This window comes from Paenarthrobacter sp. CAP02, from assembly GCF_040137855.1.
Lineage (GTDB): Bacteria > Actinomycetota > Actinomycetes > Actinomycetales > Micrococcaceae > Arthrobacter.
This window is the reverse complement of sequence record NZ_JBEEII010000003.1, coordinates 399,439-414,278: the sequence shown is the minus strand read 5'-3', so window position 1 is coordinate 414,278 and position 14,840 is coordinate 399,439. Positions and strand designations below refer to the sequence as shown.

The following is a 14,840-nucleotide window of genomic DNA, read 5'->3' as shown; positions in this document are numbered from 1 at the left end:
TTCTGGCTAGAGTCGTAACAACAACCTCGAATGGAGACACCCGCATGGCACGCCCGCTGGTCCCGCTGATATCGATCGACGCACTCGTCACCGCCGCCCTCGAACTGGTGGACGAGGCAGGGGATTTCAGCCTGCCGAAACTGGCCAAACGGATCGGGGTCAGCCAGTCCTCCATCTACAACCACGTCAGCGGGCGCGAGGAAATACTTGAGCTCATGCGTGGGCGGATCATAGCGGAATCGCCCTACATCCTGGGCAAAGACCAGGATTGGGAGGCATCCTTGCGGGCAATCGTCCGCAGCTACCGCGATGCTTTTGCCCGCCACCCCCGCCTCGCCCCGCTATTGGTACTTCAAACCGTCCAGGACCCCCAGGTCCTGGCGCTCTACGAAAACCTCGCTGTCGCCCTGAGTACGGCCGGGTTCACCGGCGGGGACGTGGTCTCCGCGATCTCCACCATTGACAGTTTCGCACTGGGGTTCGCCCTGGACCTTGCCGCGCCTGACGTCGTGTGGGCTCCGCCCCTGGACGGCTATCCCACCCTGACCAGTGCCCTGAGCCATGCGGGCCTTCCCACCGAACGCGGGGAGGCGGCATTCGAGTTCGGCCTGGAAATCCTCATCGCAGGCCTCCACTCCCGCCTCCGTTCGACGGTGCAGTAAAGGTGGATTCTGCTGGACAGGTGATCCAAAACTGGTGGGACGCCGTACTTCGCGGTTTCACCGATGCCCACACCACTGCAGTACCCCTCCCTGCCCTGCTCGGCATCCTGGCATGCTCAGTAGTCCTGAGCATCCCACGGCTCACATGGCGCTGGTTCGGCCTGTACGTGACCTTCGTCCACGAACTCGGCCACGCGTACGCAGCCCTGATGACCGGCCGGTTCGTGCACGGACTTCGCATCGGGCTGGACCATTCGGGCCGGCTGGTCAGCAGCGGCCGGAGTTCGTTCGGTGCGGCATGGTCAGGATTCTGGGGTTATCCGGCCCCGGCGGTTGTGGGCCTAAGCCTGATCGCCGCATGCGCTGCCGGGCGTTCGGGGGCGGCAATGTCCGTGGGCGCCCTGATACTGCTGGTTTCGCTGGTCTTCCTCAGGAACCTGACGGGCATACTGGTGGCCGTGTGCAGCGCGGTCATTGCCCAGGTCTTGATCCTGTTTGCGGCGCCCACCACCGTCAATTACGTCGTGCTGGCACTCGGTGTTGCGCTCTCCGTGGGCGGTGTCCGCGATCTCTTCAAACTCGTCGGTGTTCATACCCGGCGACGGAACCGGTTGGCGGCCTCGGACGCGTTCATTCTGGGCCGCACCACGGGTGTCCCGGCCTACGTCTGGCTGGCCGGCTTCACAGTGGTAATTGCGGGGTGCTCACTCGTGGCTGCCTGGTTGCTGTGGGGCATGCTCACGGTTTAGTCCAAAGCCGGGCCGGTGGATCAAAGGCCGACGCCGGCAGGCTGGTTTTGCTCGCTGCAAGCCCTTGTCCTGCGGCCACCCCAGGGTGTCCAATCCTCTTTAACGTTCCACGTTCAGGGCGTTTGCATGAGCGCCGGAGAGAACACCAGGAGGTGCCCATGTCCGTGAAGGGTACGCGCGAACCGGCAAAAGGAAGCGGCCCAGGCACTGCTGAGGCCAAGGGCGGCGATAATGGCTCGAGCATGTCACCCACGGATCCTGCCGGCATCCGGAATGTGGCACTCGTCGGACATTCCGGTGCAGGTAAATCCATGCTGGTGGAAGCCCTGCTTGCAGCCACTGGCGCCATTCCCAGGATGGGGACCATCAGCGACGGGACCACGGTCAGCGACTCGGATCCGTCCGCGATCCATCAGCAACGGTCCGTGACCTTGTCGGTGGCGCCGATCCGGGTCGGTGCGGTCAAGGTCAACCTGATCGACACCCCGGGCTACACCGATTTCACCGGCGAACTTCGGGCAGGTTTGAGGGCCGCAGACGCGGCCCTTTTTGTTGTATCCGCGGTTGACGACATCGACGGCGCCACCGTTGCGTTGTGGGGCGAGTGCCAGAAGGTCCGGATGCCGCGTGCGGTGGTGCTCAGCAAACTGGACCATCCGCGCGCTGACTTCGCCGCCGCCGTCGTGCGCTGCCGGGAAGCATTCGGTGACTCTGTCCTTCCCCTGTACCTTCCTGCCGCCGACAACGCCGGCCTCATTGGCATCATCCATGGCACCAGCAGCGAGACGCGGGTGGAGGAAGCCCGGGGACCCCTGGTGGAAGGCATTATTGCCGAAAGCGAAGACGAGACGCTGATGGACCGGTATCTCGGTGGTGAAGAACTGGCGCTGGAGGACCTCATCAAGGACCTCGAAACAGCGGTGGCCAGGGGAAGCTTCTTCCCCGTCATTCCCACCGCCGCAGAAGCCGGCATGGGGCTCGCTGAGCTCATGGCCCTCATGACCGAAGCCCTGCCATCACCCTTGGAACGGGTTCCCCCGCCGGCCATGACGTTGGACGGCACATCGCTTAAGCCCCTGCGCTGCGATCCGGCAGCTCGATTGGCGGCCGAAGTAGTGCGAACCACCGTGGATCCGTTTCTTGGCCGTGTATGCCTTGTCCGGGTCTTTTCGGGAACCCTGCGGGAAGATTCGTCGATCCACGTAGGCGGCAGGGGACTCGCCGACAGGGGCCATGAAGACCACGACGCCGACGAACGCGTCACCCATCTGTACTCACCTGTCGGTCAGGGACTGAAAGCAGTTCCGCAGTGCATTGCAGGTGACATCTGCGCGATCAGCAAACTCGCCAACGCCGAGACGGGCGACTCGATATCAGACCGTGAGGCGCCGCTGCTTCTTGAGACCTGGAACATGCCCGAGCCCCTGATGCCGGTCGCCATCGAAGGCGCTTCCCGGAGTGACGAGGACGCGCTTGCCAAGAGCATCGGCAAGGTGGCGGCCGCCGACCCCACGCTGCGCCTGGAACGGAACCCGGACACCCACCAACTCGTCCTCTGGTGCATGGGGGAGTCCCACGCGGAGGTAGTCCTGGACCGGCTCCGCAACCAGGGCGTCAAGCTGCAGACCGTGGACGTGATCACGCCTCTCCGGGAGACCTTTGCCACGAAGGCAAATGGGCACGGCCGGCACGTCAAGCAGTCCGGGGGCCACGGGCAGTTCGCCATCTGCGACATAGAAGTCGAGCCCCTCGGCCGCGGCGAAGGATTCGTGTTCTCGGACAAAATCGTGGGCGGCGCAATCTCGGGAACTTTCGTTTCTTCCGTGGAAAAAGGCGTCCGGGCGCAGATGTTTAAGGGTGTCTTGGCCGGTTTCCCGGTGGTGGATATCAAAGTGACGCTGGTGGGCGGTAAGACCCACAGCGTTGATTCCTCTGATGCGGCTTTTCAGGCGGCCGGAGCCCTGGCGCTGCGCGAAGCGGCAGCCGCGGCCAAAATCCAACTCCTGGAACCGGTATCCGCGGTGGTCATCAGCGTTCCCGATGAGTATGTAGGGGCGGTCATGAGCGACCTTTCAGGTCGGCGGGGACGCGTCACCGGGACGACGGCTGACGATACCGCAGGGACCGAAATCACCGCCGAGGTCCCGGACCAGGAGCTCCTGCGTTACGCTATCGAGCTGCGCGCACTGACCGCCGGGACGGGCCGCTTCCGGCGGTCCTACCTCCGGCATGAAGCGCTGCCCAAGTAGGACCTACGGGTTGGCCCGCAGGAACGCGGCCACAGCCGGCGCCAGCGACGCGCCCACTTCGGCTGCGCCCCGCTTCACACCCTTAACCGCAAAAGAATGGTCGCCGCCCTCACACCACTGGAGTGTCGCCGTCGGGCCAATCCTTGCCACTATGCCCTCCAGCAGTTCCGGCGTGGCAAAGGTATCGCGGGTACCTTGAAGAAAGAGCATGGGCACAGTGACTCCGTAAAGGTGCTCGTCGCGAAGCTTCTCCGGCTTACCCGGTGCATGCAACGGGTAGCCCAAGTACACCAACCCCCGTGCGGGCATTCCCTCAGCCACTGCCATTGATGCCATGCGTCCGCCGAAGGATTTGCCGGAAGCCCAGAGGGGTTCCGCATTCCCCAGCTCAGTGGCCCTGTCCATCACGGCCCGCCACGTAGCGATAGCCAGAGGCGGCCGATCAGGAAAACGCCGGCCGGCTTCGCGGTACGGGAAGTTGAAGCGCAGGGTTGCGACCCCTTCGTCCGCCATCGCTTCAGCGAAACCCTGCAGGAACGGGTGTTCCATTCCCGCGCCGGCGCCATGGGCCACCACCAGGGTGGCCGAGGGGTTGTCAGGCCGGATGGAAAGGGCCGAAATTTCGACTTCGTTGACGGCGATCCGCAAGGATGTTTCAGGCGTTGGCATTCGTCCATCATCCCGCAGTCAGGCGGTCCGCGATGGACATGCGCACCGGAACGGGCCCGAATGCTGACGCGGGCGGTTCAAACACGGTAGCTTGTGGCCATGGCGAGCGAAGCAACCATTGTCACCGTGCCCGGCCCAGACGGTCCCCGGGAGGTTCGAATTTCCAGTCCCAGCCGAGTCATGTGGCCGGAGGCAGGACTGACCAAGCTGGACCTGGCCCATTACCTCATTGACGTGGGCGAGGCCTTTGTCGCAGCCAACGGGAACCGTCCCGTCAGCCTGCAGCGGTATTCGGGCAACATCGAGGGCGAGATGTTTTTCTCGAAGAATCCGCCCAAGGGAGCGCCGGACTATGTGCGTGCGGTGCCCGTCACGTACCCGAGCGCACGGTCCCATCCGCAATTGGTCATCGATGAGCCGGCGGCCGCGGTGTGGGCCGCACAAATGAACACCGTGGTGTTCCATCCGTGGGCTTCCCGGGCCGACGATCCGGATAACCCGGACCAACTCCGGATCGACCTCGATCCCCAACCAGGGACGGACTTTGATGACGCCAAGCCGGCCGCCCTTGAACTTCGATCAGTCCTGGAGGAGGCGGGCCTCACAGCGTTCATTAAGACCTCCGGGAACCGGGGGCTTCACGTCTATGCCCCCATCCACCCCAAGCATGAGTTCCTGGACGTGCGTCACGCCGTGATCGCCGCCGGCCGTGAATTGGAACGCCGCATGCCGGACAAGGTCACCATGGCATGGTGGAAAGAGGAGCGCGGAAAGCGGATCTTCGTAGACTTCAACCAGGCCAACCGCGACAGGACCATCGCCGGTGCCTACAGCCCACGTGCCGTACCCACAGCGCAGGTATCCTGTCCACTGACGTGGGAGGAACTGGATCACGCCGATCCGGCGAAATACACCATCGCCACAGTTCCCGAGCGCCTCAGGAAAGCCGGTGACCCGTGGGCGACCATGCACTCGCAACCGGGGGATATCGACGTTCTGCTTTCCTGGTGGGAACGCGATGTCAGCAACGGCCAGGGCGAGATGCCCTTCCCGCCGGAATTTCCCAAGATGCCGGGAGAGCCCATGCGGGTGCAACCAAGCCGGGCGCGCAAGCCGGAGGAGTAAACCTCCGGAACCTTCGCCTGCGCCCTGGGTTCCGGGGCATCGATCCGGGGGTTATTCGAACCGGGACGGATCTCCGGTTCCGCGACGCACGACTTCGGCAACGCCGCTGGAAAAGTCCACCACGGTAGTCGGCTCTGCCCCGGTGTCGCCGGCGTCGATGACACCGTCCACCTGATTGTCCAGCCGTTCCTTGATTTCCCAGCCCTGCGTCAGGGGTTCTTCCTGGTCGGGCAGCAGGAGCGTGCTGGACAACAGCGGTTCGCCCAGCTCAGCCAACAGGGCCTGGACAACGCGGTGGTCCGGGATGCGCACACCCACCGTCTTCTTCTTGGGGTGCAGGAGCCGCTTGGGTACTTCGCGGGTGGCCGGGAGGATGAACGTGTAGCTGCCCGGAGTGACCGCCTTGATGCTCCTGAAAACGTCGTTGTCGAGCATCACGAACTGGCCCATCTGGGCGAAGTCCTTACACACCAGCGTGAAGTGGTGCTTGTCGTCCAAATGCCGGATCGCCCTGATGCGGTCAAGCGCTTCCCGGTTTCCGATTTGTGCCCCCAACGCGTAGCAGGAGTCGGTGGGGTAGGCGATCAGGCCGCCGTCCTGCAGCATTTTGACCACCTGGCCGATAGCGCGTGGTTGGGGATCTTCCGGGTGCACATCAAAGAATCTGGCCATGGGAAGAGCCTACGACAAAGCTAGGACAGGATGTCCTTGTTCGAGAATTTTGCGTAGGCCAACGTGCCGCATACGGCGATGTATCCGGCCTGCAGCAACGCATTGGCGCCGAACGACGTCCAGTCGATCGGCTGCCGCAGCAGATCCGCGAACCCCAGCCAATGGTGGCTGAACAGCCACGGGTGCAGCCAGTCCAGTTGCGGGAGGTTGTCCAGCACCTGGGAGACAACAGAGAGGACAATCGTGGCGGCCATGGCGCCCACGGGAACATCAGTGAAAGTGGAAATCAGCAGTCCTATGGCCGTCAAACCCAACAGCGACACCGTGATATAGCCGGCGATCACCAAGGACCGCAGCATCGATTCGCCCACGCCGATGGTGTCGCCTGAGAGGAGCGTCACGGGTCCCACAGGAAAAAGCACGACGCCGGCCAAGGCACCTGACGCTGCCACGGTCACCGTCGCGGCGAAACAGAACGCAACGGCCCCGGCATACTTGACCAGCAGGAGCCGGACGCGGCCTGCGGGTGCAAGCAACAGGTAGCGCAAGGTCCCCATGTTGGCTTCGCCGGCGATGGTATCCCCAGCCACCACGCCGATGGTCAGGGGCAGGAATAACGGTACGCACACCACCAGGGCGGTCACGGCCACAAACAGCCCGTTCTGGGTGATGCGGTCCAAAAAGAGCGGCCCCCGGCCTGGGGCGACGGGTCGGGACGACAGTTTGACGGCCACAGCTATGAGGATGGGTACGGCCGCGAGGGCGAGCAGCATCGCCCATGTACGGAGGCGACGGAACAGCACCGACAATTCAGAGCCAAGCAGGGACCACCCAACCGCGGGCCGCACCCCCGGGGCCAAGGGCTTAGAGGTGTCAGCCGACAACGTCGAACCCCTCTCCGGTCAGGGACACGAACCGGTCTTCCAGGCTTGCGTCTTCAACAGCGAACCCCCGTACCCGAACGCCATCGGCAACCAAGGCTGCCACGATCACCTCGGGGGCAGGCCCGGCCAGTCCACCGTTCATGACAGCCCTCGCCTCGACGGGGCGTTCCCCATCCGGTGTGGCCGCCGGGACCAACCCCAGGCGCGCCAGGACGCCGTTGGCGCGTTCGGCGTCGGGCGTTTCAACCACAACCTGCCTCTGGCCCGCGGACCGCAACTCCGCCAGCGGTCCTTGGGCGACCAGGCGCCCGGCACTCATGACGCCGACGTGGGTGCACATTTGTTCCACCTCGGCCAGCAAATGGCTGGAAACGAACACTGTGGTCCCTCCCGCGGCGAGGGACCGCACCAAGCTACGGACCTCGCGGGTGCCCTGGGGGTCCAGTCCGTTGGTGGGTTCGTCCAGGACCAGCAGCTCCCGCGGCCTGAGCAGCGCGTTCGCCAAGCCAAGGCGCTGCTTCATGCCCAGCGAATAGGCCCGGACCTTCTTACCGGCAGCGTGAGTAAGTCCAACACGGTCCAGGGCGTCGGCGACGCGTTGTCGACGTGTCGCCGGCAAGGCGTGGCGGTCAGCTGAATCGAGGCGCATGAGGTTTCCGGGTCCCGTGAGGAAGGGGTAGAAACCGGGCCCTTCCACCAAGGCACCGACATCGGGGAGGACCGATGCCAGCGCGGCCGGCATGGACTGGTCCAGGACCCGGACATCGCCGCTCGTGGCGGAAGCCAGCCCCAGCAGTACCCGGATGGTGGTGGTCTTTCCCGAACCGTTGGGTCCAAGGAAGCCGAATACCGCCCCGCGCGGTACAGCGAGGTCGATGCCGTCAACGGCGGCGCGTTGCCCGAAGCGTTTCACCAGCCCGTGGGTCTCAACAGCCAGCTCCTCAGCGGCGGCCCCGCGCTGCGTTGGTGAGGGCTCCTTCACTGGGCGGCAGCCGCTGACTGGAGCCGCTCCAACGGGACCAGCCCTGCGAGGACGCGGCCGTCGTCGAGAATCAGGACGCTCACCAGCGAAGAGGTCAATGCCCGGCCGCCGGAAACGCTTTGCAACACCGGGGAGATTTGGGGATTCGAAGTAAGCCCGGCAGGCACCGCGGCGGCAGGCAGCATGACGATCGATCCCCACCCTTCGCCGGAAACCCGTGTGCCGTGAGGCGATGGCGCTTTGGGGCTGGAATCGGCATCAGGCACCGGAGTGGGCCGCGCCGGGAGTACCTTCGTGGTGACAGTGGAACCCGCTGGCGGTGTGAACTGGAACAAGCCGGGATCGGGAGCGGTAAGGCTCAGATCGGTGAAGGCCAGGGAGTAGGCAGGGTCGGCTTGGTTCTTCGCCTGGACGTGGACGCCCAGCGGGAAGCCGGTTTCGGAGTCGACGTCGATGGACACCGAGGCCACCAGGGTGCCGGGGTCCTTCGGGGCCAGGCTAAGCCTGTACGCACTACGACCGGCAACCGATGAAGCCTCTCCCACCGTTACCTCGGTTCCGGCGTCAACAGCAGCCAGGAACCGGTTGGCCAGCGCCTCGGGCGTGGGCATCGCCGGCTTGCTGGGAAGAGTCTCCGTGGGGGCGCCGGGTTTTGGGGCCTGGAGGTGGGTGGCGCTGTTGTCTGCCGAGTTGTAGAACCACGCATCCTTGCCGTTGACGATGAGGTCGCGCTCAGCCATGGCGTCCATGATTTGCAGTCGCGCCTTGGTGGGATCGCCAACGAAGACACGCGCGGTGTGGCTGCCCGCCAGGAACTCAAGTGCGGTACCAGCACCCGGAGTGACGCCTGGGGTCGACGAGGGTATATCCGGGAGTCCCAGCTCCGCAGTTTGTTGGAGCGTTCCGGAGAAGGCACGCACTTGCGTGCGCGCAATCATGGCAAGAACCTCATCCGCCGTCTTGGGCGGCAACGACACTGTGGCACCGGCCTGGACCGAACCGGTGAGCACCGCAAGGACAAGGGCAAGGGGGATCAGGAGAGCTGGCAGCCACCGCCGCTTGGCCCGCGTCATTGCTACCGACCACCGCACGTGAAGGGCATGGATTAAGACTACTCCCGTTCCTGGCCGGAATCGGGGGAGTCACGCGAGTTAGTCCTGGATCAGCTGGCGCGCCAGTTCCACCGCACCGTGCACCGGGGCCTGTGTCAGGATCCGGACGGATGACGGGTCCTCGAGGGAAACTTTCCTGGCTACGGCACCAGCCAGCTGGCTCTGGTTGACCAGCAGGCCCCCGGCCATGACGAGCGGCAGGTCCAGGCCCAGTTCCCCCAGTACCTGGCGGGCAAGTGTTGCCAGGGAATGCGCGGCCTCGGCCTGGATCCGAACGGCAGCGGGGTCTCCCTCAGCTGCAAACTCCAGGACGAGCGGGGCCAGGCTGGCCCAGTGGTCAGGTTCCGGCTTCGCGTAGAAGAAGTCCATGAGCTGCAGGGCATCGGCGCTGGAGGTTGCTTCCATCAGCGCCCGAACCAGGATCCCAGGCTCCAGTCCGGCGTAGTACTCGCGCAGGGCTTCCCGGACGGCGTCGCGCACCACTGAGTAGCCGCTGCCCTCATCGCCCAGCAAATAGCCATACCCGCCGCTTCGCGCTTCGCGTCCCTCGGCGTTTCGACCCCAGGCTACCGAGCCGGTGCCAGCGACCAGCACGGCGCCGGCGTCGAGGCCGGCGGCCGCGAGGACAATGCGGGTGTCGTGGACCACCTCGACTTTGGCGCCGGGGAAATGTTCCATGAGGAGGGCGGAGAGGACAGCACGGCTCGCTGGCGTGTCGGCGCCCGCTGCACCCGCACAGACGGCTTTGACTCCACCTCCCACGCTTGCGGCAATCCGGCGCAGGACCGCGTCAGCGCCCTGATGCCCGACCGATGACAAGTTGGCGCTGGTTTCCGTGATTTCACCACCGGAGCTCCCCGGTGATCCGCTGACTCCCTGCGCTTGGTCCGAACGGACGGCGTGTGTCTTTGAGCCGCCGATGTGGAGGCCGAGGACTCGCGGCGTCACGGGAGCATCGCCGATGCTTTGGTCCTGCCGGGTGCGATGGCGCGGATCAGGGTCCCGGCCCGCTTCGCAGCGGCGCTCCTCAAGTTCACGGTGTCCTTCAACTGGCGTCCCTTCGGTTCAGGTGCGGACTGTCTGTGCGAAGGTGGGGGAGTGCCCCTGGCTCGCCGCAGTTGGTTGAAACCAACAGTCCCTAGATTGGCATAGACCAATCCAGCTGTCTACAAGTAGGATGTCCAACATGCAACCAGAAGCTGCACCTGCTGCGCCGAAATATTACCTCCTCAAAACGGAGGTCTTGGCGCTGATCGCGGGTCTGCAGCCCGGGACGCTTATCCCCACCGAGCGGGCACTGGCGGAAAAGTATGCAACCTCCCGCACCACGGTCCGGCAGGCGATCAGCGAGCTCGTCGCGGAAGGCAGGTTGGGCAGGATCCAAGGGCACGGAACCTTCGTAGCACCACCCAAGGTGACGCACGTCCGGCAATTGACGTCCTTTTCCGATGACGCCCGCACGCAAGGCCTCCGTCCCGACTCCACCCTGATCGGCCTGGACGTCGTCCGGGCGGACACCGTCGTCTCGACGCACTTGGGATTGGAAGAGGGCGCGCAGGTCACCCGGTTGGAGCGGATCCGCTTGATCGAGGGCGAGCCGTTGGCCCACGAAGTCGCCTGGCTGCCGGGCAAGCTGCCGCGTTTCAAGTCGAACCTGTCCAAATCCGGGTCGCTGTACGCGGTCCTCGAGGACGTCTACGGGATCCGGGTCGCTGACGTGGAAGATACTGTGGAAACTGCCCTGGCAGGTCCCGGCGACGTTCAGCTTCTCGGAATCGAAATGGGTGCACCACTGCTGGTGGTACACCGGCTGGCCAGATCCGCCACAGGTGTTCCGGTGGAGTGGACCCGCAGCACGTTCCGTGGGGACAGGTTCAGGTTCGTCTCACGCGTGAAATCAGGCGATTAGCATGGCCAACTCGGCCTCAGGCGAGTCCGTCATCCGCCGCGTCGTTCGGCTGGTGGGAGCATTTGATGACTCCCACCGCACCATGAATGTCGCCACGCTGGCGCGCCGATCCGGGCTTCCAGTGACCACCACGTATCGCCTGGTGGACGAGATGCTGGCCGAGGGCCTGCTTGAACGCGAAGCCAATGCTGAGGTCCGCGTGGGCATACGGCTGTGGGAGCTCGTCTCCAGGAGTTCGCGGATGGTGGGCCTGCGGGACGCCGCGTTGCCGTTCATGGAAGACGTTCAATCGGTGGTCCAGCATTCAACGACGCTTGGGATCCTGGACTCCGACGAGGTCCTCTACATCGAACGCATCGGCTCCAGGGATTCCATGGTGGACATCACCAAGGTGGCCGGCCGGCTTCCCGTGCACGGTACATCGTCCGGGTTGGTCCTGCTGGCCTACTCGCCGGCTGCCTACCAGGACCTCTTTCTGTCCCGGACGCTGGAGAAGTTCACCGATGCCACGCTGACCAATCCAGCTGATCTGCGCCGACACCTTGCAGCCATCCGCCAACGGGGGTTCGCGTCCATGCCCGGAATCATCGTGCCGGAATCAAGCGGAATCGCGGTTCCCGTCTTCGGTCGAACGAACACCGTGGTGGCTGCCTTAAGCGTTGTGGTGCCCAGGAATGAAGAAAACGCGGCCGTGCGCGTGCCCGTATTGATGACTGCCGCGCGCGGTATTTCGAGGGCCCTGGGTTGGCGCGGAGAGCTCAAAGGCGCGCTCCGCCAAAGCAACGGCAACATCTGATTCCCGTTCATCGGTAACGCTGTGGCCCCACTCACAAGCACGCTGGCAGAGTGGAGCGCACAGCAGGGCACTGCGGACCGGAACACCGGCCGGCGCCATACACGAGGACATTGACCCTCAAGGCATTCAGCCCAAGTACATCAACGGCCCCGGGCCCTCTTCCGTGCTGCCCTGCGCCGTAGTGATGTTTGAACGCCGCAATGCCGCGGCAGGAGGAGTTTTGGTCATGGAGTCAGCAGTACACGGAAAGCCGTCCCAACGCGTGGCCGGGAAACTGGCTGTGGTTACCGGCGGCAGGGGAGACCTGGGAAGCGCAACCGCCCGGTTGTTGGCTGACCACGGGGCGTCCGTAGCCTCGTTGGACCGGGCCGGGACGCCGGCCGGGGGCAACCATCCCGGTATCACCGAATACGACGTGGATGTCACCGATGAGTCCAGCGTCGCAAGGACGATCGGAAAACTCAGCGAAGAGCTCGGCGCTCCGGACATCCTGGTCAACGCAGCCGGTATCATCGGCGTCGCCGGAGCAAGCCACACCGCGTCCATGGAAGATTTCAACGCCATCTTTGACGTCAACGTCAAAGGGGTTTGGCTCATGACCAAGTACGTGGTTCCAGGCATGATCGCCAGGCAGTCCGGAAGCATCATCAACTTTTCCTCCATCCACGGACTGACCGGCGGACGCAACGTGCCGCTCTACCACGCAACCAAGGGCGCTGTCCGGCTCCTCAGCAAGTCCGACGCCGCCACCTACGGCTCCCACGGTGTCCGGGTGAACTCCATCCACCCCGGATCCATGAACACCAGGATGAGCCGCCGGTCGGCGGAACAGTCCGAGATCGGGGCAGAGGCCTATTACCGGCAGTTGGTAGGCAGCAACCCGCTGCCCAGGCAGGGCGAACCGGACGAAATTGCCTACGGCGTGCTGTACCTCGCTTCCGATGAGTCCCGGTTCACCACGGGATCCGAACTGGTGATCGACGGCGGCTACACCGCAGTCTGACCCGCCTGGCAACTGCAACCCCATTTCATTCCCGAAAGGCTCCACCGTGAAATTCCTGAACGGCACACAAACCGATACCTACGACGTCGTCGTGGTCGGCTCGGGCGCAGGCGCCCTGACGGCGGCGGCCACCGCCGCAAAGGCGGGCAAATCCGTCGTCGTCCTCGAAAAAACCGAGCTGCTGGGCGGTACCTCCGCGGTATCGGGAGGCATGCTGTGGGTGGCCGACAACCACCACGCCCGCGAAGCCGGTCTGAGCGACTCCAAGGAAGCCGCGGCGCAATACATCCGCGCTGTGGCCCGCGGACGTAGCCGCGAAGAGCTCCTTGATGCTGCCCTCGATTACGGGGACACCATGCTCCGTTTTACCGAGGACGAATGCGGGGTCCGTTTCATCTTCCTGGATAATTTCCCGGACTACCGCCAGGACCTTCCCGGTTCCGTTGAAGGCGGGCGGACCGTTGAACCCGAACTGTTCAACATCCGCGAGGCACTTGGCGAACTTGCCCACCATGTCCGGTCCGACGGCAGGGCGCCGTTCACTATGCAGGAGTATGAGAACTGGGGTGCCTTCACCAAATTCCCGTGGAATGAACTGAACCAGCGGCAGGAACAAGGACTTGTGGCCAAAGGCCATGCCCTGGTAGCCATGCTGCTTGCGAGCCTGGTCCGGGATGGCGCGGCACTGGTGGTTGGCGCCCGCGGTCAACGACTCCTGCTCGACGGCGGCAGGGTAGTGGGCGTCGAACTCGAGTCGGGTGAAACTTTCCACGCCAACGACGGCGTCGTCCTCGCTACCGGTGGCTTCGAGTGGGACAAGGCGCTGGCCGATTCGTTGCTGGCCTCCCGCCTGTACATCATGTGCTCACCACCCTCCAACACTGGCGACGGACTAAAGATGGCACAGCGGATCGGGGCACAGACCCGCGGAACCCGTGAAGCCTGGTGGGCGCCGATGTCCATCACGGGAGACACCCGCGATGGAGCGCCCATTGGCACCTTGCTGAGGTTCGAACGGCAAGGACCTGGCTCGCTCATGGTCAACCGGCAGGGACGCCGATTCGCCAACGAGTCCCAGAATTACAACGACCTCGCACGCTGCCTGCAGTCCTGGGATTCGCCGAACAACCAGACCCTGAACACTCCGGCACATGTGGTCTTCGACCACGGCTACTTGGAGCGCTACGGCGTCCTGGCTCACCGGGCCGGCCAACCGACGCCGGACTACCTGATCGAAGCACCCACGCTGGAAGAGCTGGCCGAAAAGATGGGTGTCCCTGCCGACGAACTCAACGCAACGGTCAGCCGCTTCAACGAATATGCCGTCAAAGGTGAGGACCCGGACTTCGGCCGGGGTGAAAGCGCCTACGACAAGTACTGGGGCGATGACGACTGCCCTTGGCCCAATCCGTCACTGGGCCCGCTGTTGACCGGACCGTTCTACGCAATGGAGGTGGTCAACGGTGCGTTCGGAAGCAACGGAGGCGTAGCGACGGACGGCCGGGCCCGCGTCCTGGACGTGGACGGCAACGCCATCCCAGGCCTTTTTGCCGCCGGTAACACCACGGAGAATGCCTACGCCGCAGGCTACCCGGGGGCGGGAGCCACCCTTGGCCCCATCATGACCATGGGATACCTTGCGGGTCGGACCATTGCCGGCCAACCGGCCGAGTATGCGGGTGACAGTGTGACGACAGGAGTGGGAGCATGATCCGCCACGCAGTGTTGTTCAAGTTCAAGCCTGACTTTCCCGCAGCGGACAAAGCCGCATGGGTGGCAGGCCTGGATGCGATGGACGGCAAGATTCCGGGCCTTCTGAAACTGACCCACGGCGCTGACGTCTTCCAGCACGAACGGTCCTTCGACTACGCGATCGTTGCCGACTTCGCCTCTGCCGAGGACATCGATGCCTACAACACCCATCCCCTCCACGAGCCACTCAAGAAGTACTCGTTTCCCAACAGCGAGCACATCATCGCCGTCGATTTCCACCTCTAGCACCATTTGGACGCCGTTCGAAGGAGAACA

General features: G+C 64.3%; 15 protein-coding genes. 9 read left to right on the top strand and 6 right to left on the bottom strand.

Features of this window, described 5'->3' with window-relative positions:
* Window positions 1–44: 44 nt before the first annotated feature.
* From ABHM97_RS07495 to ABHM97_RS07485, 3 genes are all read left to right on the top strand, one after another.
* On the top strand, window positions 45–662 hold the full coding sequence (locus ABHM97_RS07495; RefSeq protein ID WP_349470150.1) for a TetR/AcrR family transcriptional regulator C-terminal domain-containing protein: 618 nt from the start codon (window positions 45–47) through the stop codon (window positions 660–662).
* 2 nt (window positions 663–664) lie between these two features.
* Window positions 665–1,411, top strand: coding sequence for a M50 family metallopeptidase (locus ABHM97_RS07490; RefSeq protein ID WP_235521685.1), 747 nt, complete (start codon window positions 665–667; stop codon window positions 1,409–1,411).
* A 158-nt stretch (window positions 1,412–1,569) separates the two neighbouring features.
* Window positions 1,570–3,660 carry an elongation factor G-like protein EF-G2 gene (locus ABHM97_RS07485; RefSeq protein ID WP_349470148.1) on the top strand — a complete coding sequence of 697 codons (2,091 nt, stop codon included), beginning with the start codon at window positions 1,570–1,572 and terminating at the stop codon, window positions 3,658–3,660.
* A 3-nt stretch (window positions 3,661–3,663) separates the two neighbouring features.
* Here the strand turns inward: ABHM97_RS07485 and ABHM97_RS07480 are convergent, their stop codons facing one another.
* Window positions 3,664–4,329, bottom strand: coding sequence for an alpha/beta hydrolase family protein (locus ABHM97_RS07480; RefSeq protein WP_349470147.1), 666 nt, complete (start codon window positions 4,327–4,329; stop codon window positions 3,664–3,666).
* Window positions 4,330–4,428: 99 nt separating this feature from the next.
* Here ABHM97_RS07480 and ligD point away from each other — a divergent pair, with 99 nt between their 5' ends.
* Window positions 4,429–5,454 (top strand): non-homologous end-joining DNA ligase, encoded by a 1,026-nt coding sequence (gene ligD / locus ABHM97_RS07475; RefSeq protein ID WP_349470146.1) that lies wholly within the window; start codon window positions 4,429–4,431, stop codon window positions 5,452–5,454.
* Window positions 5,455–5,505: 51 nt separating this feature from the next.
* Here the strand turns inward: ligD and ABHM97_RS07470 are convergent, their stop codons facing one another.
* From ABHM97_RS07470 to ABHM97_RS07450, 5 genes are all read right to left on the bottom strand, one after another.
* Entirely contained in the window at window positions 5,506–6,126 is a 621-nt protein-coding gene (locus ABHM97_RS07470; RefSeq protein ID WP_235521689.1) for an L-threonylcarbamoyladenylate synthase, read from the bottom strand.
* Between the two features lie 20 nt (window positions 6,127–6,146).
* The gene (locus tag ABHM97_RS07465; protein WP_349470145.1) at window positions 6,147–7,010 is read right to left on the bottom strand and encodes an ABC transporter permease; all 864 of its coding nucleotides are present in this window, start codon (window positions 7,008–7,010) and stop codon (window positions 6,147–6,149) included.
* Window positions 7,000–7,992, bottom strand: a complete 993-nt coding sequence (locus tag ABHM97_RS07460) for an ABC transporter ATP-binding protein (RefSeq protein WP_349470144.1) — start codon at window positions 7,990–7,992, stop codon at window positions 7,000–7,002. The genes ABHM97_RS07465 and ABHM97_RS07460 overlap by 11 nt, the downstream gene beginning before the upstream one ends.
* A complete protein-coding gene (locus tag ABHM97_RS07455) occupies window positions 7,989–9,065 on the bottom strand; it encodes a LolA family protein (protein WP_349470143.1) in 1,077 nt (358 codons plus the stop codon). The genes ABHM97_RS07460 and ABHM97_RS07455 overlap by 4 nt, the downstream gene beginning before the upstream one ends.
* Before the next feature lie 78 nt (window positions 9,066–9,143).
* Window positions 9,144–10,052, bottom strand: a complete 909-nt coding sequence (locus ABHM97_RS07450) for an N-acetylglucosamine kinase (protein WP_349470142.1) — start codon at window positions 10,050–10,052, stop codon at window positions 9,144–9,146.
* Between the two features lie 229 nt (window positions 10,053–10,281).
* On the opposite strand from ABHM97_RS07450, the gene ABHM97_RS07445 reads away from it, so the two are divergent.
* The 5 genes from ABHM97_RS07445 (at window position 10,282) to ABHM97_RS07425 (ending at window position 14,810) form a co-directional block, all read left to right on the top strand.
* Entirely contained in the window at window positions 10,282–11,013 is a 732-nt protein-coding gene (locus ABHM97_RS07445) for a GntR family transcriptional regulator (RefSeq protein ID WP_374111500.1), read from the top strand.
* Between the two features lies 1 nt (window position 11,014).
* Window positions 11,015–11,809 carry an IclR family transcriptional regulator gene (locus tag ABHM97_RS07440; RefSeq protein ID WP_349470140.1) on the top strand — a complete coding sequence of 265 codons (795 nt, stop codon included), beginning with the start codon at window positions 11,015–11,017 and terminating at the stop codon, window positions 11,807–11,809.
* A gap of 226 nt (window positions 11,810–12,035) precedes the next feature.
* Window positions 12,036–12,812 carry an SDR family NAD(P)-dependent oxidoreductase gene (locus ABHM97_RS07435; RefSeq protein WP_349470139.1) on the top strand — a complete coding sequence of 259 codons (777 nt, stop codon included), beginning with the start codon at window positions 12,036–12,038 and terminating at the stop codon, window positions 12,810–12,812.
* A gap of 46 nt (window positions 12,813–12,858) precedes the next feature.
* Window positions 12,859–14,523: a 4-oxocyclohexanecarboxylate 2-dehydrogenase gene (gene chcC1 / locus ABHM97_RS07430; RefSeq protein ID WP_349470137.1), complete on the top strand. Its 1,665-nt coding sequence runs from the start codon at window positions 12,859–12,861 to the stop codon at window positions 14,521–14,523.
* Window positions 14,520–14,810 carry a Dabb family protein gene (locus ABHM97_RS07425; protein WP_235521697.1) on the top strand — a complete coding sequence of 97 codons (291 nt, stop codon included), beginning with the start codon at window positions 14,520–14,522 and terminating at the stop codon, window positions 14,808–14,810. The genes chcC1 and ABHM97_RS07425 overlap by 4 nt, the downstream gene beginning before the upstream one ends.
* Window positions 14,811–14,840 lie beyond the last annotated feature (30 nt).

Excerpts from the sequence above, each read along its gene's own strand:
- ABHM97_RS07495 (WP_349470150.1), top strand. The coding sequence starts at position 45 with ATGGCACGCCCGCTGGTCCCGCTGATATCGATCGACGCACTCGTCACC.
- ABHM97_RS07485 (WP_349470148.1), top strand. The coding sequence starts at position 1,570 with ATGTCCGTGAAGGGTACGCGCGAACCGGCAAAAGGAAGCGGCCCAGGC.
- ABHM97_RS07480 (WP_349470147.1), bottom strand. The coding sequence starts at position 4,329 with ATGCCAACGCCTGAAACATCCTTGCGGATCGCCGTCAACGAAGTCGAA.
- ligD (WP_349470146.1), top strand. The coding sequence starts at position 4,429 with ATGGCGAGCGAAGCAACCATTGTCACCGTGCCCGGCCCAGACGGTCCC.
- ABHM97_RS07470 (WP_235521689.1), bottom strand. The coding sequence starts at position 6,126 with ATGGCCAGATTCTTTGATGTGCACCCGGAAGATCCCCAACCACGCGCT.
- ABHM97_RS07455 (WP_349470143.1), bottom strand. The coding sequence starts at position 9,065 with ATGACGCGGGCCAAGCGGCGGTGGCTGCCAGCTCTCCTGATCCCCCTT.
- ABHM97_RS07445 (WP_374111500.1), top strand. The coding sequence starts at position 10,282 with ATGTCCAACATGCAACCAGAAGCTGCACCTGCTGCGCCGAAATATTAC.
- ABHM97_RS07440 (WP_349470140.1), top strand. The coding sequence starts at position 11,015 with ATGGCCAACTCGGCCTCAGGCGAGTCCGTCATCCGCCGCGTCGTTCGG.
- ABHM97_RS07435 (WP_349470139.1), top strand. The coding sequence starts at position 12,036 with ATGGAGTCAGCAGTACACGGAAAGCCGTCCCAACGCGTGGCCGGGAAA.
- ABHM97_RS07425 (WP_235521697.1), top strand. The coding sequence starts at position 14,520 with ATGATCCGCCACGCAGTGTTGTTCAAGTTCAAGCCTGACTTTCCCGCA.